The following is a 25,313-nucleotide window of genomic DNA, read 5'->3' on the forward strand; positions in this document are numbered from 1 at the left end:
CCGGACGGATAAGAAACCCCTAGCTTTGCCTGGGGAAATTTTCGGAACAAACCGCTTTCGGATTGTATCTACAATGGTCCCTTTAAGTGAATTTGAAATTTTAAAAAAAGGTGTCTTAAATCCTAGTAATCCAAATACAATAGTTTTATTTTTGAGGTCAATAACAAACATACTATGAACAAGAAAGTAATTCTGATGATTTTGGACGGTTGGGGCAAATCCCCGGACCCCAAGGTCTCCGCAATAGAAAACGCCAATACCCCATTTATAGATTCACTATATAAAAAATATGCCAATTCCAATCTATTGACCGATGGAATGAATGTGGGCTTACCGGAAGGACAAATGGGCAATAGTGAGGTAGGCCATATGAACCTTGGGGCCGGCCGAATCGTATACCAAGATTTGGCAAAAATAAACCTGGCCATTGAACAGGATACCTTAAAGGATGAGCAGGTGTTAAAAGATGCACTGCTCTACGCCAAAAATAATGGGAAACCGGTCCACTTTCTGGGATTGTTAAGTGACGGAGGCGTACATAGCCACACCTCACACCTGAGAGGACTTATTGATGCCAGTGAAAGTTACGGGCTTAAGAACACCTATATCCATGCCTTCACCGACGGTAGGGACGTGGATCCTAAAAGTGGCATAGGATATGTTAGCGCGTTAAATAAATACTGTGCCGATAAGAATGCCAAACTGGCCAGTGTTATAGGCCGTTATTACGCCATGGACAGGGACAAAAGATGGGAACGGGTAAAATTGGCCTATGATCTCCTTGTAAATGGTGAAGGTGAAAAAACAGACCATGTTGAAGAATCCATATTGTCCAGTTATGAATCCGGTATAACGGATGAATTCCTAAAACCTTTATTGGTCACTGATGCGCAGGGGTCTCCCCTATCCGTTATCAAGGAAGGGGATGTTGTTATTTTTTTCAATTTCAGGACAGACCGTGGCAGGGAGCTTACCCAAGTTCTTTCCCAAGAGGACATGCATGAACTCAATATGCACAAATTGAACCTCTATTATGTAACCATGACCAACTACGATGATTCGTACAAGGGTGTGAAGGTTGTTTATGATAAGGACAATATTAGCGAAACCTTGGGGGAAACCTTGGCCAAGGCCCACAAAAAACAAATTAGAATTGCCGAGACCGAAAAATATCCCCATGTTACCTTCTTTTTTAACGGCGGCAGGGAAATTCCTTTTGAGGGGGAAGAGCGTATACTATGTCCGTCGCCCAAGGTAGCTACCTACGACCTTATGCCGGAAATGAGCGCCTACGAGATTAGGGATGCCATAATTCCCGAATTGAAAAAAGGAGAGGTGGATTTTGTTTGTCTCAATTTTGCCAATCCGGATATGGTAGGCCATACCGGAGATATGCAGGCGGCAATAAAGGCCTGTGAAACGGTGGATAGTTGTGCGGAATCCGTTATTAAAGCCGGTTTGGAGAACGGATATACTACTTTGGTCATTGCCGATCACGGAAATTGCGAGACCATGATAAACCCGGACGGTAGCCCAAATACGGCGCATACCACAAATCCGGTCCCTCTAATTTTGGTAGATAGCGAATTGAAGCATATAAAGGATGGCGTTTTAGGTGATATTGCACCAACCATACTAAAACTTATGGGAATTGCACAGCCTGCATTGATGACAAGAAAACCCTTGGTATAGTTATTGTTCCCCTTCAATATATTTGCGAACCTCCATAAACTGTTAATTTTCAAAGTATTGTTTTACATTTGCATTCTATGATAAAAATCAAGACTTTAGAAGAGATCGAATTGATGCGCGAAAGTGCACTGATCGTGAGCAAGACCTTGGGAATGTTGGCCAGGGAGGTAAAGCCGGGGGCAACCACCTTAGCGCTAGACCGCCTTGCGGAAACGTTTATAAGGGATCATGGCGGTGTTCCGGGCTTTTTGGGATTGTACGATTTTCCCAATTCCCTGTGCATGAGTCCCAACGCCCAAGTAGTACATGGAATTCCCAATAACACCCCTCTTGTGGAAGGGGATATTATCTCTATAGATTGTGGAGTACTTAAAAACGGATTTTACGGGGATCATGCCTATACTTTTGAGGTCGGGGAGGTCGATGCCGAAACAAAGAAATTATTGCAGGTCACCAAAGAGTCCCTCTATGCGGGCATTCGTGAATTTAAGGTCGGGAATCGAGTAGGCGATGTAGGTTATGCCATACAACAATATACCGAAAGCCAAGGCTATGGGGTGGTCAGGGAATTGGTAGGGCACGGTTTGGGCAGGGAAATGCACGAAGATCCGGAAATGCCCAACTACGGCAAACGGGGACGCGGGAAAAAATTTGTGGAAGGTATGGTGGTAGCCATAGAGCCTATGATCAATTTAGGCACCAGAAGGATTAAACAGTTAAAGGATGGTTGGACGATTCTGACTGCAGATAATAAACCTAGTGCCCATTTTGAGCATGATGTTGCCATCATAGGCGGAAAACCCGAAATATTGTCCACTTTTGCCTATATATACGAGGCATTGGGAATAGAAAGTGACGAAGAAGTGGAGTTTCGTCAAAAAGCGTTGGTACTATAACATTAACTTGGTCTATCCAACCTGTATTATTATAAGGTTAATTGCCTTTATCCCATTTCAGATCAAGGTAGGCCCATCTGTCGCACACTTTTAAAGCAATAAAAAATTACCTCTTAAAACCCTTGGTGAATTTCCTGTATCCTATGTACAAATCCGGTAAAGCGTTTTGAAAAGATTATTTAAATACATCTTAAATACCATTCCCAGGCCGATCCTTATTCAACTAAGCTATTGGGTGCGTCCGCTTATGGCACTTGTCATGCGGGGCCAACAATTTACCGACCCCATAGATGGAAAAAAATTTAAGCGATTTCTCCCCTATGGTTACGAACATCCTAGGGAAAATGTTTTGTCGCCCTCTACCCTATCCTTGGAGCGCCACCGATTATTGTGGCTTTATTTAAAGAATGAGACCAATTTTTTTACGGCCCATCTCAAGGTCTTACATTTTGCTCCCGAACAGGCCTTTTACAAAAGGTTTAGAAGCCAAAAAAATCTGGATTATACCACTACCGATCTAAATTCGCCCCTAGCGGATGTACGTGCGGATATATGCCAGCTCCCCTTCGCCGAAAATTCCTTTGACGTCATATTCTGCAACCATGTACTGGAACACATTCCGGACGATACCAAAGCCATGCAGGAATTGTACAGAGTATTAAAACCCGGGGGATGGGGCATTTTTCAAATACCCCAAGACCTTGGCAGGGCCATAACCTACGAGGACAATAGCATTACGGACAAAAAGGAAAGGGCCAAAATATTTGGGCAGTACGACCATGTCCGTATTTACGGACGGGATTATTTTACAAAGCTCAGGGCTATCGGCTTTAAGGTAGAGGAAGTAGATTATACCAAAAAACTATCCGATATGGAAGTGGACCATTATCGTTTGGCCAAAGGGGAGGTGATTCCCTTGGTGACAAAATAAACTACTCTATGACATTCTCCTTAAATCCGTTTGTCATATACTCCATTACGTTGCCCTCCGGATCCAAATAAATAATATAGCCTTCCAATGCTGCGTGCTGGGCCAATATGGTCTTTGTTTTCTCCAAATCCATGGCCATAAAAGAGGTGGCAAAAGCATCGGCAGTGGCACAATCCTGCGCCATAACACTTGTGGCCAAGATATTTGAATTCTTGGTATAACCCGTTATGGGATCTATGGTATGGACATACCTGTTACCGGTTTCGGGATCAATTTTGAATTTCCTATAATTCCCGGAGGAGGCCATAGCGATATCTTTCATAAACAAGGTTCTTTTGTAGGTTCTGCTTTCCTCCATCATGGGATCGTCAATGGCCACTACCCATTTTTTCTCCTTGAGCCTGTTTTCTCCTTGGGCCACCAACTCCCCGCCTACTTCAATTAAAAAATCGGTAATCCCCTTATTCCTTAGCAAAACGGCCAGGCGGTCTACGGCATATCCTTTGGCTATGGCGTTAAAATCGAAATAGATGGCCGGATCTGCTTTTTTAATCCTGTTATCCGAATTAATGGCCACTTTGTTAAACCCAACGTAATCCAGAAGGCTATCTACCTTAATACTGTCCATCTCCAACTCTGTTCCGGGTCCAAAGCCCCAAGCGTTCACCAAAACACCAACGGTAGGGTCAAAATAACCATCCGTAGCTTCATAAACCTTTCCTGAAAGCTCAAAGACCTCCCTAAACATCCTGTCCACAACAATGGTGGAATCCCCTGCATTGATTCTTGAGATATCGGAAGTAGGAATATAGGTAGACATGGACTGATTTAAAACCTGAAAGAGGGAATCTATTTCCCTTTCAAAATTCAATTCGGACGTAGCCAAATACGTAATATTATAGGTAGTTCCCAAGGCAGATCCGGAACTTATGTTCTTCACCCATTTGGACTCGTTGGTCCTACAACCTGTAAAGACCAGAATAAAAAAAACCAATCCTAAACGCATGCCACTATACTTTAATAAGTCCGTCATATTCCAAAATATAAGCTTCATTAAGATAAACCGGTAGATTCCTATCCGCTGCATTGTAAAGACCAACACCGGCATAGTAGGCCTCTCCCTTTTGGGTCTGGGCATGCTCCTTAATTTTCTGCATCAGGGGCCTATCGTATTCCTTTGGGTCCAGCGGGTGCGGAACACTCCGTACCACTATAAAATATAATTTTTTATCCTTTAGGCATACAAATTGAGGATTTTTTTTGGGCTTGCTATTAACCCCCATAAACTCATATCCCTCGGCCTCCAATTGTTTCCCTACAATGTTCATGGCCAGATTGTGCAGTTCCTGTTCCGTTAAGGGCGTACTCATTGATTATAGTTTAAAAAATAAATCCGGACATCTTAATCGCATCGTTCAAAAAAAAAAGACCTGTCAGGTTTTCGGAACCTGACAGGTCTATACTTTCAAAGGCTATATATTAACCTCCAAAATCATCAAATCTAATATGCTCATCGGGGATACCGAAATCCTCTCCCATTTTTTGAACGGCCTTGTTCATCAATGGCGGTCCACAGAAGTATAACTCAATATCTTCCGGTGATTCGTGATGGTTCAAATAATTTTCTATTACACAGTTGTGTATAAATCCTACGAAACCATCTCCGGGAGCATCAATATTCTCCTTTACTTTCCAGTTATCCTCTGGCAAAGGCTCGGATAGTGCCAAATAGAATTTGAAGTTTGGAAATTCTTTTTCCAATCTATAAAAATGGTCCAAATAAAACAATTCCCGCTTGGACCTACCCCCATACCAATAGGTAACTTTTCGGTTGGTCTTCAAGGTATTGAACAGATGGTAGAGATGCGAGCGCATTGGGGCCATTCCTGCACCACCACCCACATATAACATTTCCGAATCCGATTCGTTGATAAAGAACTCGCCGTAAGGTCCGGAAATTACAACGGGATCTCCCTTTTTCAAATTGAAGATATAAGAAGATGCAATTCCGGGATTCACATCCATCCACCCATTTTTGGCCCTATCCCATGGTGGGGTAGCAATACGGACATTCAACATAATTTCCCTTCCTTCAGCAGGATAAGAGGCCATGGAATAGGCCCTTTCCACTATTTCAGGGTTCTTCATGACCAAGGGCCATAGGTTAAACTTATCCCATTCTGCCTGAAACTTATCAGGGGTTTCGTGCTCTTCGGGATGCGCCGTGATATCCATGTCCGAGAACTTCACTTCACAGGGAGGAATCTCGATCTGTATATAGCCTCCGGCCTTATATCCCATATCTTCAGGAATTTCAACTACAAATTCCTTAATAAATGATGCCACATTATAATTACGGACAACGGTTCCCTGCCATTTTTTAATTCCAAAAACCTCTTCCGGAATGGTAATTTCCATATCCTGCTTCACCTTTACCTGACAGGCCAAACGAGCGCCATGGTTCAATTCCTTTTTGGAGAAATGGGGTGTTTCGGTCGGTAAGGCTTCCCCGCCGCCGGACAGCACATGGCATTCACATTGGATACAGGTCCCCCCACCTCCACAGGCAGAAGGAAGAAATATTTTCTGGTTTCCCAAGGTGGACAATAAAGATCCCCCTGAGCCTACTTCAATTTTCTTTTCCCCGTTGATGGTTATGGTTACCGGACCAGATGGAGATAATTTTTCTTTGGTAAACAGTAATAGTGCCACCAACAATAACAATAGTATTAAAAAAGCAACTACCGTTATCAGTATTGTTCCAATTGTACTTGTAGCTAAGATCATTTTTACTCGTTTATTATAGCGTTGTTGTAAGAAACCGTATTTTCCTTGGTTTCCTTAATTATTTTATCTTCCCCTACTTTTTCTTTCTTTTGTGCAGTATTCTGCTCAACTTCATTTGGAGCTTCATCGCCCCCGGTCAACATACCGCCAAAACTCATAAAACCAATCGCCATAAGTCCGGTAATTATAAAGGTAATCCCTAGGCCCCTAAGGGGTGCCGGAACATTGGAGTATCTAATTTTCTCCCGTATGGCAGCAATGGCCAAAATGGCCAGGAACCACCCAATTCCGGAACTAAGTCCGTAGTTAAAGGCCAATCCAAGAGTTTGGATATCCCTGGACTGCATAAATAAGGACCCTCCCAAGATGGCACAGTTCACTGCAATAAGCGGTAAGAATATCCCTAGGGAATTATAAAGTGCAGGTGAAAATTTTTCAACAACGATCTCTACCAATTGCACCATGGTTGCAATGGTAGCTATAAAGAGAATAAAAGATAAAAAGCTCAGGTTATAATCCGCGTACTCAGGTCCCAGCCAGGCCAAGGCCCCATCCCTTAAAAGATATTGGTCCAACAACCAGTTAAGGGGTACCGTTACTGCCAATACAAAGATAACAGCTGCTCCAAGACCAACTGCAGTAGTCACTTTTTTAGAAACGGCAAGGTAGGAACACATTCCTAGGAAGGTGGCAAATACCATATTATCTATAAATATGGATTTAAAAAATAATTCTACATGTTCTAACATAACATTCTATTCTTATGATGACTACTAGTTTTCCTCTATTAACGCTTTGTTGCGCGAACGCTGTACCCAGATAATGAGTCCAACCACGATCAAGGCCATGGGGGACAACAACATAAATCCGTTGTTTTCATAGCCGATGGCATATAGGCCGGTTTTTTCAATAGGGTCTCCCAAGACCTTGAACCCAAGTAAGGTACCTGAACCCAAAAGCTCCCTGAAAAATCCTATTATGATCAATATTAGACCGTATCCGGCAGAATTCCCTATTCCGTCCAAGAAGGACCTCCAAGGTCCGTTGGCCAAGGCAAAGGCCTCAAAACGTCCCATAATAATACAGTTGGTGATGATCAGTCCTACAAACACGGAAAGGGTTTTGCTCAATTCATAGGCAAAGGCCTTGAGCACCTGATCTACCATTATTACAAGGGCGGCAACAACTACCAATTGTACAATAATTCTAATTTTGGACGGTATAATGTTCCGCATTAAGGAAATAACGACATTTCCCATCCCCAATACGAACATAACCGATAGGGCCATTACTATGGAAGCCTTAAGTTCCGCTGTAATTGCCAATGCCGAACAAATTCCCAATACCTGAATGGTAATCGGGTTATTATCGGCCAAAGGGTCTAATATTAGACTTGTATCTTTTTTTGAAAGTAGTGCCATAGTTTAATTTTTAGCTCTTATTGATTCCAAATAGGACTTATATAATTTTACGCTTTCTTTTATCATAGTGGACAGCCCATTACCGGTAATGGTTGCTCCTGCCAAGGCATCGACCTCATTATCATCCTTAATTTCATTGGTGGGATCGTTATTTCCCTTGGCAACCTCAATTCCGGCATATTCCGTACCATTAAGAATGGATTCTCCCGTAAAATCGTCCATAAAGTAACGTTGCTTGATATTTGCCCCCAAACCTGGGGTCTCCCCCTTATGGTCAAAATACACGCCTTTTACCACCAAATTATTATCCAGGGCAACAAATCCCCATATGGCATCCCAAAGACCTTTGCCCCTCATGGGGATGATATAATACTTGGATCCGTCCTTTTCACCAATAAATAAAGGTAACTTTCTTGTTTTACCGGCTTTTGCCTCTGTTTCCTGCTTCTTAAGATCGATGAGGTAAGCATTGTCATCCTTTGTAATCTTATCCCCTTCGATAACCAATTGTTCCTTGATATATTTTTTGAATTCATCGGCCACCTTATCGGTAGAAACAAAATTTACGCTTCCTTCGTCCACATTATCATTTACACCCATGGCATAAAGAATATTCTGCTGTTTTTCCAGTCGCTCGTTCTCCTGGATCTTTTCACTAAGGGAGGAGGCAAAAAATGCCAAAAGAGACCCTACTATGACCACCATAACGGCGGCAAAAATAACGGTGTAACTATTTTTATCTGTATTAACTGCCATGATTATACTGTTTCTGCTTTTAATTCCTGTGCTTTTCCTTCACCGTCACTAGGCAAAATAGTAGCGTTCTTAGCACGTTTCATTCTCTTATTTATATTTCCCCTAACCACATAGTGATCTATTGTTGGGGCAAAAACGTTCATCAACAAAATTGCCAAGAATACGCCTTCCGGATAAGCAGGGTTGAACACTCTGATCAATACTGAAATAAATCCTATAAAAAATCCATAAAACCATTTCCCCCTATTGGTCTGGGCACCTGTAACCGGGTCGGTTGCCATGTACACAATACCAAAGGCCAGACCACCAACGATCAAATGTTGCCAAAAGGCAAAACTCATCAATCCGTAGAATTTGCTTGTCTCGGTTATCCAGCCCGCATCGACCACTCCATTAAAGATAAGTCCCATTACAAGGGCCCCTATTACGGCACTCACCATGATCCTCCAGCTGGCTATCTTACTAAAGATCAGGAAAAGTCCGCCCAACAGAATAAGAATTGTAGAGGTCTCCCCCACGGATCCCGGGATAAACCCAAAAAACATATCCGAGACGGAATAGGACATTTCGGCCCCCTTGTTTTGTGCCAAATAACCCAAAATGGTTTCCCCGGAAATGGCATCGGGACCACCGGCCAAGTCTACCGCCTGATGCACCCAAACCTTATCCCCACTCATCCAGGTAGGGTAGGCAAAGAATAAAAATGCCCTAATGGTAAGTGCCGGGTTCAAAATATTCATTCCCGTACCTCCAAAAACTTCCTTCCCGATCACCACTCCAAATACTACGGCCACAGCCAACATCCACAAGGGGGTATCAATAGGCACTATCAAGGGCACCAACATACCGGTAACCAAATAGCCTTCCTCTACCTCATGGCCCTTGATTACGGCAAACAAAAATTCCACGGCCAGTCCAACGGCATAGGATACGATTACCAATGGCAGCACGGTCCATGCCCCCATTATAAAGTTCTCCCAAGTTAGGAAGTTTCCAAAAAGGGAAACTTGCCTCACTACACCGTTGGCCGCATCTACGGCTGCATAGTGCTGATAACCGGCATTGAATATCCCGAAAATAAGCACGGGCACCAAAGCCATGATCACTGTGTTCATCGTACGCTTTAAATCGTCCACTGCACGTACATGGGAACCGGAATGTGTAGTTTCATTGGGAGCATACAAAAAAGTATGGATGGCATTGAATGCCGGGGCCATTTTTTTACCCTTGTACTTCTCCTTTAGATTATGTAAATTACTTTTTAAGCTCATCTTTTATCCTATTTCTTTATATAATAAATCCAACCCTTCCCTTATAATCTGTTGATGGGGTTGTTTAGAGATGCAAATAAATTCCGTAAGGGAAAAATCTTCGGGTGCCACTTCGTACAGACCCAACTGTTCCATTTCATCCAAGTCCTTCACCATACATGCCTTTAGAAGTTGTAAAGGGTAAATATCCATTGGAAAAACCTCTTCATACAATCCGGTTACCACAAATGCCCTGTGTTCCCCATTGGTATTGGTATCCAAATCGTATTTCTTTTTAGGCTGCAACCAAGAAAAGGTCAAGGCCCTGGTAGAGGATACCTTGTTGAATACCGGTTTGTTCCATCCAAAAAATTCATAATCATCCCCTTCTGGAATTACCGACACGGTATTGTTATAATACCCTAAATAGCCGTCCGGCCTTGTTTTGGAACCCGTAAGGACATCCCCGTTGATCACCCTGAAATTTTCGGCATTCACACCGCTGGCATAAAGAAAGGTAGCAATTTCGGAACCTATTTTGGTGGTGTAATATTTTGGGGCCTTGACACTGGAACCTACCAGGGCCACGACCCTTTCGGGATTGTACCTTCCCGTTAGCAAAAGCTCCCCTATTACAACAAGATCTTGCGGTGCAATGGTCCAAACCACCTCACCTTTATTGATAGGGTCTATTTTATTGATCTGGGTACCTACCAAACCTGCCGGATGGGGACCGGAAACCTTATGGATTTCCGCACCTTCCACCTTGGAAAAAATAGACTGTCCACCTTTAGCTATGGAGACATGTACCTTTCCGGGCGTTAACTTGCCCAGGGCCGTAATTGCCGCCTGTATTTCATTTTCCTTTCCCTTTAACGCATAATCCAGATCGGCTGCCAAGGGGCTGGTAACATATGCCGAAATGAAGATGGACTTGGGCGTAACGCTCGGGTTTGCGATAATATCATAGGGCCTTTGCTTGATAAAAGGCCAGCAGCCCGATTTTAAAAGCAAGGCTATAACCTCCCCTGCTTTGGCACTTTTGGGGGATAAGGGCGTATGCGACACAAATTCCTGGCTTTTGTCCGCCAATATTTTCAAGGTTAAAATTTTTCTTCTCGCCCCTCTCACTACCTCGATCAATTCTCCGCTTACCGGAGAAACAAAAAGCATATCCTCCACATTTTTGTTGTAAAAAAGTGGCTCTCCCGCCTTTACTTCTGCGCCTTGCTTAACTAATAATTTAGGTGTAATTCCGTGAAAATCCTGAAGATTAATTGCATAAACATTACTTAAAACAGCTTTGGAAGTAGTCTTTTCCGCGTCACCAATAAGATTAATGTTCAAGCCTTTTTTAATTCGGATGTCTTTAGACATATTTAGTAGACCTTAGGTTATCAAAATTTCGAGCAAATTTACTACTTAATAAAAAGTTTTCATAATTAATCCTTATAAATTTAGAGATTAAACCAAGCTTAACTATTTAGGCCTGGTTTTTGCCTATCTTTACGTGAAAATATTGCCAAATGAGATTGAATCTTTATTCCCTTATACTGTTCATTTCCTGTCATTTTGCCTCTGCCCAGGTGCAGATGGAAATAAATCCTCCAACAAATATCAAAACCATCATATTTAAGGGTGGTACAGATGACCAATTTCCGGTCGTAAACTTGGGAAGTCCTATTTATTTGGAGTTTGATGACCTTTTGGCCAACGAACAGGACTACTATTACAAGATTGTGCATTGCGACTATGACTGGACGCCCTCTTCCCTTTTAAAATCGCAATATCTAGACGGAATGGACAATGAACGGATAGTGGATTATTCAAACAGTTACTCCACACTGCAACCCTATTCCAATTATAAACTTTCCATACCCAATGATAATACCGGTTTAAAAGTCAGTGGCAATTATGTACTGGAAATTTACAATGGCTATAATGAGCTTCAATTTTCCAGAAGATTTATTGTATATGAGGATAGGGTAACCGTAGGGGCCGTAGTAAAACGTTCCAGGGATTTCAACTACCTAAATGAAAAACAAGTCGTGCAGTTTACCATAAATGCCAATCAGATAAAATTGGTTAACCCCAATAAGGAAGTAAAGGTTGCCATCATACAAAACCACCTGTGGCCCACAACAATTACCAATATAAGCCCACAGTTCATACTTGGATCGGAACTCGTGTACAAATATGATAAGGAAACCAGTTTTTTTGGTGGCAATGAGTATTTTAATTTTGACACCAAAGACCTTAGGGCGCCAAGTTCCTCAATTTCCAGAATAGAACTTACAGATCTATACCACCATTATTTATTTACGGATTATTTCAGGGACGACCGGCCCTATACCTATTACCCCGATGTTAATGGCGATTTTGTGGTCAGAACCCTGCAGGGAGAGGACAGTTCCAGGGAGGCCGAATACAGTTATATCCATTTTACCTTGCCCTACACTGAAAAAATTGGCCTGAACGATGTATATATATTTGGAAAATACAATAATTATGCCCTGGACGGGGAGAATAAAATGACCTATAATGAGGGCACAGGAAATTTGGAGGCCGTTATAAAAATGAAACAAGGGTTTTATAACTACAAATATGTACTGAAAAATAATGAAGGTATTATTGACCTGAACACTATTTCAGGGAATTTTCATTTTACGGAAAACAACTACCTCATCTTAGTATATTATCGGAATTTTGGAGATATCTACGATAGCATTATTGGAGTTGGTTCCACAAACTCGCGTTCCATTACCAATTGAACATTGTTCAACCCCTTTCCTTAAACCCCGCATTAACTTCATAATCCTTTGGCTTAGGGCATTACAAAATTCTATTCCGCAAGATTTTCCTCAATTTCAGACCCCGACCCTAAAGGGGGGAAATTGAGGAAAATCAAGCACTCGGCCAGTATGTGTGACTTCTCGTCGTCCCGAAAAGGGACTCTGTCGAAGTGACTACCGTTACCGAATTCATATCATTAATATTCTTGAAAAAGGTGTCAATGGTAGCGGGGAGTCGAGAGGTTATTTTACTGTAATGCTTTTACAATGAGGTCTCGACTGCGCTCGACCGGACAAAATTATCATGAATAACCAATTAATAATTAAATATAGATCGAACTCACGTAAAACAGATATTAACATTAGCTTAAACGTGTAAACAAAAAATCTTATTATATTGCACTCCCATTGATTACAGCAATCCCTAACTTATAATTTGTAATGAAAAGTAGTCTTTACCCCACTTGGAACAAAACCATTTGCATCCTTTTTCTTCTCTTAGGGCTAAGCTCCCTGGCCCAAGAGACCAAACTTGAACATATTCTTAATGATTACACCAACCATCCGGAAAGGGTCCTCGTTGCCGCCCATAGGGCCACCAATCCCAACTACCCTGAAAATTCTTTGGCGGCCATAGCCGAAAGTATCCGTATAGGGGTAGATATCGTAGAAATTGATATTCGAAAAAGTAAGGACGGCGAACTGGTGATTATGCACGACAGGACAATTGACAGAACGACCAATGGTACAGGAAAAATTGATGATTTTACCCTTGCAGAGCTCAAAGCGTTCAGACTTCAGTTCGGCAATGATATTACAGATGAACAAATACCTACTTTTGAAGAGGTGCTGCAGTTGACCAAAGGCAAGATGTTATTGGATGTAGATTTTAAATTGGAGGGCGAGGCATCCGTAAGACAAACTTTCGCCTTAATAGAAAAATACGGAATGGAAGACCAGATCTTGTTCTTCCTCTATGATTATCCGGAGACTACCCAGTACCAAAAATTGAACAAGGACATTAAAATAATGCCCAGGGCCTATTCCAGAAAGGATATCAGGGCTATAAGGAAATTAGATGATATTTCCATTATACATATCGATGAAAGCTATTATAAGGACCGAACCATGCGCCGACTGATAAAATCCGGATATAGGGTATGGATCAATGCTTTGGGCAAATATGATAGCATGGAAGGCCAGGAGAAAAATTCAGGTTTTGATGCCCTTATGTCCCATAAATACGTAAACGTAGTACAAACCGATTTACCGGAGGAGCTTCTAAACTATCTTAGGGCCAAAAAATTACACCGATAATTTAATGTCGCGAAGGTTTTTGGATTTGCTTGGAAAAAAATCAGAAAATAATCTCATAATTCCCTTTCGCATATTCCTTTCCGCTTTTGATGATAAGCTTGTTCTTTTGGGAATTAAACTCCCATTGACGTCCTTTTTCCAATAGATGTCCATCCAAGGTGATTTTTTCCGGGGCCCTATTGGCATGGATTCTAAATAGATGCGAGAATTTTGTCCCCTCTAGGGAAAGCCTCAAAACACCCTCCGTTGTTTCATAAGAAATGGCAGTCTCCCCCACAGTATCCACATGGTGATAGACAAAGCTATTTTCCCCTTTGGGATACATTAAGATGGTGGTAAAACCCTCCGACCCCCCATTTCCCAATCCGGTATAGGAGCGCTTAATATCCATAGGAACAATGGCTCCTTCCTTTATATAGACCGGAAATTCATCCATTGGAAATTCCTTTACAATATCATCCTCACCATCAATAAGTTCCTTATCGTTAAAAAAATACCTCCACTGACCTTTGGGCAGGGCAATGGTCCTGGTTTTGGAATCCCTATATATTGGGGCCACCAGAAAATCGTCCCCGAACATATAGTGGTACTTCCCTTTTTTTAAAGGGGTCTGCAATCTTCTGCCTCCGTTATGGGCCGTTACCACATAGTGGTACATATAGGGTACCAGCTCCGTATGCAACCAGGAAAACTTTCGTATCACCTCCAGTTCCTCGGCTGTTCGCTTCCAAAGTCGCCTTTCCCCATGCCCACCGTTCATAAACAGGCCACAAAAAGTGGAGAATTGCGTCCAACGCATATAAAGTCGCGGAGGAATTGTTTTTCCTGAGAATCCTGCTACGTCAGATCCTATTATATTGTAGCCCAGATCGGCACTTTTTAGGATATTCCGTATGGCCGATTCAAAACCTTGGATGCCTTCCAAAGCGATGTCCATTTTTTCATCCCCTTCCTCCAAAATCATTTCATCCGTAACCCATTTGTGTTCCTGATCGCCCACCCAATTTATGGGGGAGGCGTCAATGGGCGAAAAGCCCTCAGGATGGAACCCACGGTCTATGGAACGGGAGAGTGTAACGAACTCCGGGTTTTGGGCAAGCCCATGCTTGTATTCGTCCCTGTAATAGTGGTCCATATAGGTTCTGGTGGTCATAATTCCCTTAGATGTCCTCTTGTAAAATATTGGTATTGGGCCAAGTTGGTTCCAAAATAGGGTTGCGGTGCCGTCCAGTTTCCAGCCATCTATGCCCAGATCAAAAACATTTTGCTGCAGCCCCCGCCACCATTCCATAGCATTGTCATTGGTATAATCTATAAAACCGCCCTCACCTTTCCACCATTTATTGGGCTTATCGGATTTTGCCAGGAAACCCTTGCCCATTGCCTCCTTATACCAATCCTTGGAATCCTTTAGATGCGTATCCTTACTTGAACTATTCACCATAGAGGTCATCCAAAGCACTACCCTATACCCATTGTCCTGAAGCTTTTTAAACCATTGGTCCGGTTTTTTATAAAGATTGGTATCAATTTCAAAATCATTATAGCGCAAAGACCAGGGACTATCCAAAATAATGGTTCTCACCGGAATATCATTTTCCCTATACCCGGCCAATAATTCGTCCACATAATCCGAAGTATTGATATCATCTTCCCAAAGCCAACATTCCAAGGCCCAGGGCGGGGTCAAAGGCGGATTTCCGTGGCGCTGACCATTGAAAGGTATTCCCCAAACAGGTAAAATCCAATAAAAATAGGAGGCGATACCTAAGGTGGCCAACATCCAAACAACGATCTTTAGCCCCTTTCTTTTCAATTTATTTGCTTCCTTTTTAGAAAGTATCTAAAATAAATCGCCAAAAGCGAGTAGGCCATAAAAATAGCACCTATGGCAAGTAATAGGGAACTATATTCTGCAAACACCTCACTATAGCCCCTCACCGCATTTCCCCGAAACCTATAATAGAGGCCCAGGGCAAGTAAAAACAGGGCCCCTAGCATTCCTGCCAAGGCCATTCCTTTATGGAATGTAATAAAATGTTCCTTTCTGTAATTCCAAAGTAATTGGAACAAGACCAACCATAAAGTCCAAGATAATACTTGCCAGGAATTCAGCGTCCTAAAATAATTCATCAAAGTAAGAAAGGGTTGGAACCACAAATTATCTTCTGTATAAAAGGGTCTATCTTGGTACATAAGAACCCTTACCTTAGTTTGGTCCCTATCCCTTATTATCCCTAAAATGGATTTTTCCTTTTCTTCCGGATCCATTTGATGCCAATGGGGAATTTGGAAGGCATTCCAAATGCCACAGGCCCTACCGTAACCGTGAAAATCGAGTCCGCCGAGCATTAGGAGCTTATGGTCCTCACAGAATTTTTTAAGCTCCTTAAACAGGGTCCTGTCGTAATAAAGCTCCTTGCCCACATTTTCAATTTCAAAACCATCGGCCCCCAGATCCTTATAAAACTCCTTATCATTTCCCTTCCCGTCAAACCAATGATTTATTATTACGGCCCCTCCGTATCTATGCGTTAGATCCACTATAAGGGAATCCTCCTTATCCTTGGTCCCAAATGTTCCTTTGAGCCCCAACAGGCTCATATGATTGGATCCCGAATGTTCTTGGCCCACCATGATTAAAGGTGCTATGGGAAATTGCCCATTTCTTTGTAGGGTGGCGAAGTCCAATGTTTTTTTATGATTGGCATGATCCGTTATAAAAAAGGCATCAAATCCATTCCTTTTGTGCCATGCCCACATTTCTTCTTGTGAGATTAGGCCGTCATGACTGTATTCGGTATGGGCGTGGGTGGTTAGCAGTATTTCATTGGAAGTATTGTTTACAATGGTATTATTGGGCAATGGAATGAAGAGGATAACTATAAAAATTGAAAAACAAATACCGATCAACAAAGGGAGGTTTCCCAAAAACCTCAATGCGGCCTGCCTTCGGAAAGGAGCTGCCACTATAAATATCCTGGTCATACCCAAGCAAGTATACAGACCCAATATCCATATTAAGGCAATTGGCAATTCCTGAAGGGGGTAAATAGCCCTATTAAAATAGAGCAACAACCCCAATAAAGGCTCAAAAAGCAGTCTCACTATTGGGATATGGACATCGTATTCGGGAATGGGTTTCAGGCTAAGGGCATCAATAATATGTATATCCAAATGGAAAAAAAGTGCCAGAAAAGCGATAATCAAAATCGGAACTGCAACAAAAATTTTAGTTTTATCCATTATTTGGGGATTTCTATATAAACCCTTTTACCAAGCCACTAATTACTATTAGTACATACGTTTCGGAAAGGAATTTTATTCCTTGACAAACGATATTGGGGGAAAGCAATTGGCCACAATCAAAACCCTTAATTCAATACCTCTTGCTGATTGGCTATTGGCTTATTGCTCTCAGAATGCTTTAGGCCATATGCTGTAAGCAGTTAGCTAAATTTTTTTTTACTCATGGCTATTGGCTATTGGCTATTGGCTATTGGCTATTGGCTATTGGCTATTGGCTATTGGCTATTGGCTATTGGCAAAAATACTTTTATAAGCTAAAGCGGTATGATAATAGCTCCATGTAGAACTTTTAATGCACCGTATTATACTCATTCTTATAATTAAATAAGGCTACATACCCTTTTACCTTATTCCTTTGCTCCTCGGTGAACCGTTCCAATGGCTCGGCAATATGGTCTTGACAAATGCCCAGGGCCATCAAAGCCGCTTTGGTACCCTTTATATGTCTAGAGGAATACTCCCCTACCTCATAAATGGTCTGGTGTACCATAATCAATTTTTCCCTTAACAATTTTATTTTCTCCAAGTTTTGATCCAATGCGGCCTCGTACAAATCTACAAATAGCCTTGGAAAAAAGTTGGCTCCCCCTGCTACCGAACCATGGCCACCGTTCATTATAGTCTCTGGCAAAAACAGCTCGGTTCCTGCAATTATGGAAAAGGAAGGATCGTTCTTAAATTCATCGATGAGCATATACAGATAGGTAAGGTCTCCCGAGCTATCCTTTATGCCAATGGCCCCTAATTCCTTTGCCCTCTTAACAACGGCTATGGACAAATGAAGTTTTGTACAACTCGGCATATTGTACAGCATAAACGGCAGTGGCAGCTTTGGTACCAAACTTTCCAGATAATCCGCCATTTCTTCCTGGGCTATCGGGAAGTAATAGGGAGGGGCCACTACGAGGGCGTCCGCACCCTCTTTTTTGGCATGGTCCGCTATTTCCATAGTCCCGTCAAAAGAGGTATCGGTAATCCCTACCAATACCGGCACTTTTTTATTTACCAATTTACAGGTTTCGGATATGAGCTGTTTCCTAAGGGCGTAACCAAGACTAGGGCCTTCCCCTGTAGTCCCCAAAATAAAAATGCCATGTACACCGCCATGTATTAGATGATGTATTAAATTTTTTAAACCCAAAAGGTCCAGTTCCTTATTCTCGAGCAAGGGGGTAACCATGGGAGGTATTATTCCTTTTATAGCCAATTTCATATGTAGATATATATTGTTTTTTAGCAGTCATACCTGCCCGACTAAATCGTTCCCGTCCGTACCGGAACGGGCGGACAGGCGGGTGTAATTCGCATATCTGCATTTGGGTCTGCCCGCCAGAATGAATCTTTCGGGCTGGCGACCAAATTTTGTCATGCTCATTTCATAATTGTATATTTAAGGGATCAACATTAAACAATGGCAATACCTACCAAGGGACCAAAAGTTGTAATCATTAATTTCATAATGGTTGGTTATTAGGTTGTTCATGAATTTATATTTGATCAACAAATCTGTTGATCCGGTAATTGGTCCTACTGCTGCCTCAGTTTGACACTCTAACAAAATAAACCCAATTTAAAAACCCATGCCACTATAATATTGTTTTAATTACATTATATTTTAACCTTAATTCTGAATAATTTAATTATATTAGTCCAATATTGTCAATATACCAAGCCATGGAATTTATTTTTGAAAAAATATTTGTACCCAATAAGCATTCATTTATATCAAGAAAATTACCCTTGGCATCTAATGCCAGAATACATTCGCACAGGAACTTTGAATTAAACTTTATTACCTCGGGATCTGGTAGGAGAATTGTTGGCGACAACATCTCCGGATTCGAAAAAGGCGATCTGGTGCTCCTTGGACCCAATTTGCCCCACTGTTGGGAGGCTTTGGATTTTGAAAAAGGAAATGATCCATTTTGTATTGTTACCCACTTTTCGGAAGACATTATTAACTCCGACTTTTTTAAGATGCCCGAGCTGGAACTCGTTGTAGATCTTTTGAAACAGTCGAGCACAGGACTGCGTTTTAAGCTGGAAAATGACAGCCATATTAGGCAAAGCCTAGAGCGCATGACACAATTGGAGGGTTTGGAATATTATATTGAAATGCTCAAAATATTTAATTTTCTATTACAGGTGGATGAGCGGGAAAACCTTTCCAATCCCAATAACAGTTCTGCCGTCTTCTCCAAAAACCTAGATAAAATAAACAAGGTCTACGAATATGTCTTTCAAAACATACAGGAAGGCGTTAAATTGGAAGAAGCCGCTGCCGTATTGAATATGGCTCCCAGTTCATTTTGCAGGTATTTCAAAAAGAAGACCGATCTTACCTTTATGGAATATGTAAAAAGTGTCAGGGTAGGCATAGCGGCGAAATTGCTGGCGGAAACCGATAAACAGATAACCCAGATCTGTTTTGAAAGCGGGTACAACAATCTGGCCAATTTTAACCACTACTTTAAGCACATCATGGGCAAAACCCCTTCTGATTACAGAAAGACCTTTAGGTAGTACCTTGCCCCACAAACGTTCCAGGAATCCTAATTGTTCGGCCTCACCCGGAACTGCCGAAAAGGCAGTCCCGACCTCTCCAAAGGAGAGGTAAAATGGAAACCTTATCTAACGAATAGGCAGGGAAAAAGTTCAATGTTCAATGTTATAAAGTTGAAAGTTTGAATGTTGAAATGTCTCAATCCAATATCTAGCATCTAATATCTAGCATCTACTTTAATAACCAAGGAACTGCAATTCCTCTCCATTTTTTGCAAATACTATCCATTTGCCGGTTCCTGTTTTGGAGTTGAGCAATCCTGCGTTTTTCACGTCTCCCCTTATCAATAAACCGCTTTCATTTGGATGAAGTGTTGTAAACTGCCCCTTTCCATTGCCTTTTAGAAAAGCGCCGTAACCGGCATCGTTCCTTGGGGTTTCCACTTCGGACTGATACAAATTGCCCGATAATAGGGCATCCAAATGACCATCCCTATCAAAATCCTCGATCAAAATACTATTAACGGAGGAAAATTGTGCCAATCCCTTCAGATCATGCGTTTTGAACTTAAAATTTCCCAAATTCTCAACATAGGTCGTCCCAAAGGTCGTGGCCTTATAGTGGGTAGCCTTCTTTAACTCTGCAGCCCCATATACCGTAGACAGATCCGCCATTCCAAAATCATGGTAGCTAGGGAATTTTTCTTTGATAAAAGGCATCTGATTTGAGGTACATTCCCTTCCCCGCAAGGGGTAGGCCACTCCCTTTTCCTGATAACTAAGCACAATATCCAAACTGCCGTTCTTATCAAAATCCCTGGCGTACACCTCAAAAGGTGCTTCCGGAGAAGCCTTATATTTATAGTTCAACCCTAAATTTCCCACTATAAAATCCCTATCGCCATCTTGGTCAAAATCGGCCGAAGCTACACTAAACCACCAACCGATATTGTTTTCCAATCCAGACTGGCCGGTAAGGTCCAAAAACTTCTTTCCCGTATTTTTAATGATCATTATGGGCGTCCATTCCCCTACAATAACGAGATCCAAATTCTTGTCATTGTCCAAATCCAACCATTCCGCATCCGAAACCATTCCCAATTGATTCATAAAAGGAGCCAGTTCCTCGGTTACGTTGACGAACTTTACATTTCCGTCACTACTCTCATTTCTCAAGAGATAACTGTTGGCAGGGAGCGGATATTTGCCTGGAACCAGTTTCCCGCCTATAAAGAGGTCCAAATCCCCATCATTGTCGAAATCCGCGGCTTTAACGCAGGATCCACTGACAAGATCATTGGGCAGGGCATTGTCATTGTTAACAAATTCGCCATTACCCGTATTTTCATAGAGGCGGTCCCTATAATACCCATCTTGTTCCATTTCTTCATTACCTCCCGAAACCACATATAGGTCCAGATCCCCATCCCCATCGGCATCGAAGAAGATCGAGGAAACATCCTCATGGTCCCTATCCTTTGCCCAAAGGGTCTGTTGAACAGAGGTAAAGCTTCCATTTTGTTGTTGAAAAAATAATTCTCCCGCTTGGCCCTTTGCCCCGCCAACATAAAAATCGTCCAATCCGTCTTTATTAACATCGCCGATAGCAAGGGATGGACCGCTTTCCGAAAATTTGTGGGGCAACAGACTTTCCCTCCCAAAATCGTCAAATTTATTCTCCATATGCTTATAATTGGGCTGTACCCTATTTGCGACATCATGAAAAATAGGCTTGGCAACTTCCTCCTTTATCGGACTAGTGGGAACGGAGGCATCCGTATAATTCAAAATCAATTGCTGATTGACAGGTACCCCGCTAAGCGACTGGGTTTTTCCATCGGGCCAGAGAACAATCAAATTTTTGATGTTTTCCGCCGACCCCACTCCAAAATGTAAAATTTCGCTTACCGAGGATTGAAACCCCCTGGTCAGATACTGTTCTTTGGTCTGCTCTTCCTGGTTGGTCCCAACGGTTACCCTGGCACCGATCCCAAACGTATTTTTTTCCGGCCCTTTTAATTTTATCTTTAGATAATTGTTTTTGGATGCCAACTCCCGGGCATTGTTCCTGTAAACAAAGGCGGGATCATTAATATTATTTCCAATGATATCCATGTCGCCATCGTTATCAAGATCTACATAAACAGCTCCATTAGTACAGCTAGGAGCATTTAATTGCCATGCCTCGTTCATTAAGGAAAATGTAAAATCCCTGTTGTTGAGATATAACAGGTTTACCTCCTTCTTTTCCGGCATTCTGGCCAAAACATCGTCATAATAGGTCTTAATTAGGGAATCCCTATTCTTATGGATTTCAAGGTCCTTATAAAGCTGATCTACCCTTTTCCGTTTATAAATCACAAAATCGTTGTTTCTAAAGGACCGTAATATGCCATTGGATACAAAAACGTCTTGCCAACCATCGTTATCCATATCAAATAAAAGAGGGGCCCAACTCCAGTTGGTGTTCGATATTCCGGCATACTGGCCTATTTCCGAATATGCGGGAACACCATTTTCCTTAAAATTTCCATTGTTCAACTGCAAGGAATTGAACATATATTGATGGTGCAGGCCTTGGTCCACTATGTCCTGAAACCTTTTAATGCTCATGCCGCTCATACTGGTCTTGAGGTCATAATTGTTGTTGGACACCATATCCACCGAAATAAAATCGAGCAGACCATCATTGTTTATATCCCCTATATCGTTGCCCATAGAGAAATTGGAAATATGGTTGGTGGCCTGTAGGATGACCTCCTCAAAAGTACCATCCTTCCGGTTTAGATACAGGTGGTCCTTTTCCGAGTAATCGTGGCCGACCAATATATCCGGCCATTGGTCATTGTTTAGATCCCCTATGGCAATTCCCAGACCAAAACCTATGGAGTTGTTTACAATACCACTGTCCTCGGAGACATCTATATATTTACCATTGTCATTTCTAAATAAGCGTTCACTACTGTAATCCGATTTTCTATTCAACAAGGTGCCAATATTGGGCTCAACATCGGCGGGCTCAATGCCATGATTGATAAGGAACATATCCAAATCCCCGTCCCTGTCATAATCAAAAAAAGCGGCCTGGGTAGAATAATGTGGAAGGTCCAATCCATATTTGTGGGCTTCTTCCTCAAACACTGGTATGCCATCCCCATTATTTCCCTTGTTCACATAAAGCTCGTTCCGCCTTTGATCCAAGTTTTTATAGTCTCCAGACTTACAGACATAGATATCCAAAAGTCCATCCGCATTTATATCTACCATGGTAACTCCGGTAGGAAAACCGTTTGCCCCCTTCACTTGCGATACCACGGTGGTTTCCTCAAAAGACAGATTCCCCTTATTTATAAAAAGTTTGTTGGAATATAGGTTGGAAATAAAATAAATATCGGGAAGTTCATCATTGTTCAAATCCCCTACGGCCACTCCGCCCCCATTATAAAGATATTCATAAAGCACCCCATTTACGGTAGGGCTTTCGTTAATGACATTAATAAAATTTACATTGGTCTCATTGGGGCCCAAAAGCGTAAATAGGGCTTCGGTATCTTTTTGGCCTCCATTATCCGATTCCGGTTTCCCTTTTTTATCCCCACAGCCAAAAAGTAAAAAGCTAAAACCTAAAATGACACTAATCCTTTTCATTATCTACTAATATTATTTTAAAAATGTGGTAGTCCTTACAATTACCGTTTTGGCACGACACTCGGCTTCAACCAATAAAAACTACAATGTACTTAAATTATGCTAAGTTCGATTTTATAAATATTGTTTTCAAATAGTTCTAAAATAATATCATAAAAGATCCTTCATTCCGAACGAGGTACGAGGAGGAATCCCACTACAATGGGATTTCTCGTCGTTCGTTCCTCACTCTGTCGAAATGACAATCATCTTATTCACAATTGATTATGCTTGTTATGAGCACTTAAACAATAATCAAACTCTGGATATATTATATCTAAGGTCAAAGATTATATCCAGGAATCGAAATGAACAAAACCATCGGTCCAAGGATATAGGCTGTCATTTCCCCTTTATTCTACCTATTCCTATTAAAAAATACTGACAGACAATCTTGAAAGGGAACACCCCTTAAAAGAAAATCTGTCAGTACAGGTATGGTTCCAATTAACAAGTTGCGCCCTTCCTAATATACAAATACGGGCATCATCTACTTGCACAAAGCATTACCTCTATCTCAATAACCTGGATTCTGTATCAACACCCCATTACTAAGATCTATTTCGTTCTGTGGGATTGGAAAGTAGTAATGTTTGGGCCTAACAAAGACTCTTGGTGGATCAAATTGCCCCCTATCTTCCCCATAAATCTCCACTATATCCACAATTCCGGCCTTATCCCATCTCATAAGGTCTTGATGCCGTTGGTTTTCACCGAGCAACTCTACCCGCCGCTCATGGATCAATTCCGGCATTCCGGCATTATCCACGGGCAATAAACCAACCCTATCGCGAACCGCATTGATTTCATCATCCCCTGCGCCTGGGCCATCTTTTCTGATCTTTGCTTCCGCCACCAATAAATAGACATCTGCAGATCTTAGGATAGGCACATTGGCCTGGTTACTTAAACTTCCGTCCTCGTTAAAGGTGGTAAATTTGGACAGACTAAATCCGGTCTGGGTCAAATCTGCCGTAAATTCCGTTAATTCAGGGCCTCTTTGCACCATATCGCCCGGTTTAAAAATTGAATACTCCAAGCGTGGGTCCCCGTCTTCAAACTCATCCACTACGTTTTGTACCGGGTTATGGAAATCCCAACCGCCCCATGGCCTTGGAGTTACAAAATATTGGGGATTATCTACCCAATCCGAGCCCTGTGCCGCGAAGAGCATCTCGGGATTGTTCTCTGTTGCCGGGGTAAAATTATCCCTGAAATTTGGTGCCAGCGGATAAGGTCCGTTAATGACCTCAGTTCCTGCTGTAATGGTGCCCTCAAAATTTTCCTGATATAAATACAGCTTTGCCAAAAGCCCATTGGCGGACCCTTTATTTGGCCTTCCCAGATTTTCACTGGTATGTGTGGGCGGTAACAGACCTACCGCAGCAATAAGATCCGATTCTATCTGGGCCTGTACCTCGGCAAGGGTCGCTTTTGGAACATTAAAATTACTCTCAATAATATTATCCTCAAGTATAAGTGGAACTCCACCATAGATCACTGAAAATCTCCAGTACCCGAATGCCCTTATAAAATGTGCCTCACCCAACACCCTATTTTTTAAGGCCTCGTCCATGCCTTCAATTCCGGGAACATTAATAAGGACCGCATTGGCCCTGTTGATCATCTCATATTTATTTTTCCAGCCTGCCCTTACACCATTGTTACTGGCATCCAGAGTAAAGTTCTCCATGGCTTCTTCATAACCGTGGTCCCCGGCCCTAAAAATATCATCGGCACAATTGTCGAATACATTTTCGTTATGGCCATAGGAATCTTCCTCACGCAAGAGTGTGTACATAGCATTTGCCGCTGCTACCGCATCTTCCGCATTGCGCCAAAAGGTTGCCGACGTGGATTCCCCATAGGCAGTGGTATCTAGAATATCCCTATCACAGCCAATAACCAAGAGCGACAAACACGCCAAAGGAAGTATGTATCTGGTTTTTATAATCTTTATCATGATTTCTATA

Annotated in this window: 20 protein-coding genes; 6 read left to right on the forward strand and 14 right to left on the reverse strand. The window is 42.0% G+C overall.

Features of this window, described 5'->3' with window-relative positions; all coding sequences use genetic code 11:
* The first annotated feature begins 174 nt into the window (after positions 1-174).
* The 3 genes from gpmI to D0S24_RS11360 all read left to right on the forward strand — a co-directional run bounded on the left by gpmI (position 175) and on the right by D0S24_RS11360 (position 3,519).
* Positions 175-1,692 (forward strand): 2,3-bisphosphoglycerate-independent phosphoglycerate mutase, encoded by a 1,518-nt coding sequence (gene gpmI, locus D0S24_RS11350; RefSeq protein WP_117019988.1) that lies wholly within the window; start codon positions 175-177, stop codon positions 1,690-1,692.
* A 77-nt stretch (positions 1,693-1,769) separates the two neighbouring features.
* The gene (map, locus tag D0S24_RS11355) at positions 1,770-2,588 is read left to right on the forward strand and encodes a type I methionyl aminopeptidase (protein WP_117019989.1); all 819 of its coding nucleotides are present in this window, start codon (positions 1,770-1,772) and stop codon (positions 2,586-2,588) included.
* A gap of 166 nt (positions 2,589-2,754) precedes the next feature.
* The gene (locus D0S24_RS11360; protein WP_117019990.1) at positions 2,755-3,519 is read left to right on the forward strand and encodes a class I SAM-dependent methyltransferase; all 765 of its coding nucleotides are present in this window, start codon (positions 2,755-2,757) and stop codon (positions 3,517-3,519) included.
* Position 3,520: 1 nt separating this feature from the next.
* On the opposite strand, the gene D0S24_RS11365 is transcribed toward D0S24_RS11360, so the two are convergent.
* From D0S24_RS11365 to D0S24_RS11400, 8 genes are all read right to left on the reverse strand, one after another.
* Entirely contained in the window at positions 3,521-4,552 is a 1,032-nt protein-coding gene (locus tag D0S24_RS11365; protein ID WP_117019991.1) for an FAD:protein FMN transferase, read from the reverse strand.
* Positions 4,530-4,889, reverse strand: coding sequence for a Na(+)-translocating NADH-quinone reductase subunit F (locus tag D0S24_RS11370; protein WP_117019992.1), 360 nt, complete (start codon positions 4,887-4,889; stop codon positions 4,530-4,532). Before D0S24_RS11370 ends, D0S24_RS11365 begins: the two co-directional genes overlap by 23 nt.
* Positions 4,890-4,998: 109 nt before the next feature.
* Positions 4,999-6,306: an NADH:ubiquinone reductase (Na(+)-transporting) subunit F gene (nqrF, locus tag D0S24_RS11375; protein ID WP_117019993.1), complete on the reverse strand. Its 1,308-nt coding sequence runs from the start codon at positions 6,304-6,306 to the stop codon at positions 4,999-5,001.
* A gap of 2 nt (positions 6,307-6,308) precedes the next feature.
* Positions 6,309-7,055: an NADH:ubiquinone reductase (Na(+)-transporting) subunit E gene (gene nqrE / locus D0S24_RS11380; protein WP_117019994.1), complete on the reverse strand. Its 747-nt coding sequence runs from the start codon at positions 7,053-7,055 to the stop codon at positions 6,309-6,311.
* A gap of 24 nt (positions 7,056-7,079) precedes the next feature.
* A complete protein-coding gene (locus D0S24_RS11385; RefSeq protein WP_072863479.1) occupies positions 7,080-7,727 on the reverse strand; it encodes an NADH:ubiquinone reductase (Na(+)-transporting) subunit D in 648 nt (215 codons plus the stop codon).
* Between the two features lie 3 nt (positions 7,728-7,730).
* Positions 7,731-8,483, reverse strand: a complete 753-nt coding sequence (locus tag D0S24_RS11390; RefSeq protein ID WP_117019995.1) for a Na(+)-translocating NADH-quinone reductase subunit C — start codon at positions 8,481-8,483, stop codon at positions 7,731-7,733.
* 2 nt (positions 8,484-8,485) lie between these two features.
* Positions 8,486-9,754 carry an NADH:ubiquinone reductase (Na(+)-transporting) subunit B gene (locus tag D0S24_RS11395; protein ID WP_117019996.1) on the reverse strand — a complete coding sequence of 423 codons (1,269 nt, stop codon included), beginning with the start codon at positions 9,752-9,754 and terminating at the stop codon, positions 8,486-8,488.
* Positions 9,755-9,757: 3 nt separating this feature from the next.
* Positions 9,758-11,110: a Na(+)-translocating NADH-quinone reductase subunit A gene (locus D0S24_RS11400; protein WP_117019997.1), complete on the reverse strand. Its 1,353-nt coding sequence runs from the start codon at positions 11,108-11,110 to the stop codon at positions 9,758-9,760.
* Positions 11,111-11,259: 149 nt separating this feature from the next.
* Between D0S24_RS11400 and D0S24_RS11405 the strand changes: the two genes are divergently transcribed.
* The gene (locus D0S24_RS11405) at positions 11,260-12,504 is read left to right on the forward strand and encodes a DUF5103 domain-containing protein (protein ID WP_117019998.1); all 1,245 of its coding nucleotides are present in this window, start codon (positions 11,260-11,262) and stop codon (positions 12,502-12,504) included.
* Between the two features lie 462 nt (positions 12,505-12,966).
* Positions 12,967-13,842, forward strand: coding sequence for a glycerophosphodiester phosphodiesterase family protein (locus D0S24_RS11410; protein WP_117019999.1), 876 nt, complete (start codon positions 12,967-12,969; stop codon positions 13,840-13,842).
* Between the two features lie 40 nt (positions 13,843-13,882).
* Here D0S24_RS11410 and D0S24_RS11415 read toward each other — a convergent pair whose 3' ends face one another.
* From D0S24_RS11415 to D0S24_RS21340, 4 genes are all read right to left on the reverse strand, one after another.
* Positions 13,883-15,658 carry a TIM-barrel domain-containing protein gene (locus tag D0S24_RS11415; RefSeq protein WP_220377750.1) on the reverse strand — a complete coding sequence of 592 codons (1,776 nt, stop codon included), beginning with the start codon at positions 15,656-15,658 and terminating at the stop codon, positions 13,883-13,885.
* Positions 15,655-17,088, reverse strand: a complete 1,434-nt coding sequence (locus tag D0S24_RS11420; RefSeq protein ID WP_117020001.1) for a PHP domain-containing protein — start codon at positions 17,086-17,088, stop codon at positions 15,655-15,657. The genes D0S24_RS11415 and D0S24_RS11420 overlap by 4 nt, the downstream gene beginning before the upstream one ends.
* A 352-nt stretch (positions 17,089-17,440) precedes the next feature.
* The gene (locus D0S24_RS11425; RefSeq protein ID WP_117020002.1) at positions 17,441-18,364 is read right to left on the reverse strand and encodes a dihydrodipicolinate synthase family protein; all 924 of its coding nucleotides are present in this window, start codon (positions 18,362-18,364) and stop codon (positions 17,441-17,443) included.
* A gap of 27 nt (positions 18,365-18,391) precedes the next feature.
* Positions 18,392-18,526, reverse strand: a complete 135-nt coding sequence (locus D0S24_RS21340) for a hypothetical protein (protein ID WP_258922832.1) — start codon at positions 18,524-18,526, stop codon at positions 18,392-18,394.
* Positions 18,527-18,825: 299 nt separating this feature from the next.
* Here D0S24_RS21340 and D0S24_RS11430 point away from each other — a divergent pair, with 299 nt between their 5' ends.
* Positions 18,826-19,674, forward strand: coding sequence for an AraC family transcriptional regulator (locus tag D0S24_RS11430; RefSeq protein WP_117020003.1), 849 nt, complete (start codon positions 18,826-18,828; stop codon positions 19,672-19,674).
* A gap of 216 nt (positions 19,675-19,890) precedes the next feature.
* Here the strand turns inward: D0S24_RS11430 and D0S24_RS11435 are convergent, their stop codons facing one another.
* The gene (locus D0S24_RS11435) at positions 19,891-23,301 is read right to left on the reverse strand and encodes a VCBS repeat-containing protein (protein WP_117020004.1); all 3,411 of its coding nucleotides are present in this window, start codon (positions 23,299-23,301) and stop codon (positions 19,891-19,893) included.
* A 556-nt stretch (positions 23,302-23,857) separates the two neighbouring features.
* Entirely contained in the window at positions 23,858-25,303 is a 1,446-nt protein-coding gene (locus D0S24_RS11440) for a RagB/SusD family nutrient uptake outer membrane protein (RefSeq protein ID WP_117020005.1), read from the reverse strand.
* Positions 25,304-25,313: the final 10 nt, after the last annotated feature.

It is taken from the genome of Arenibacter sp. P308M17 (assembly GCF_003426735.1).
Lineage (GTDB): Bacteria > Bacteroidota > Bacteroidia > Flavobacteriales > Flavobacteriaceae > Arenibacter.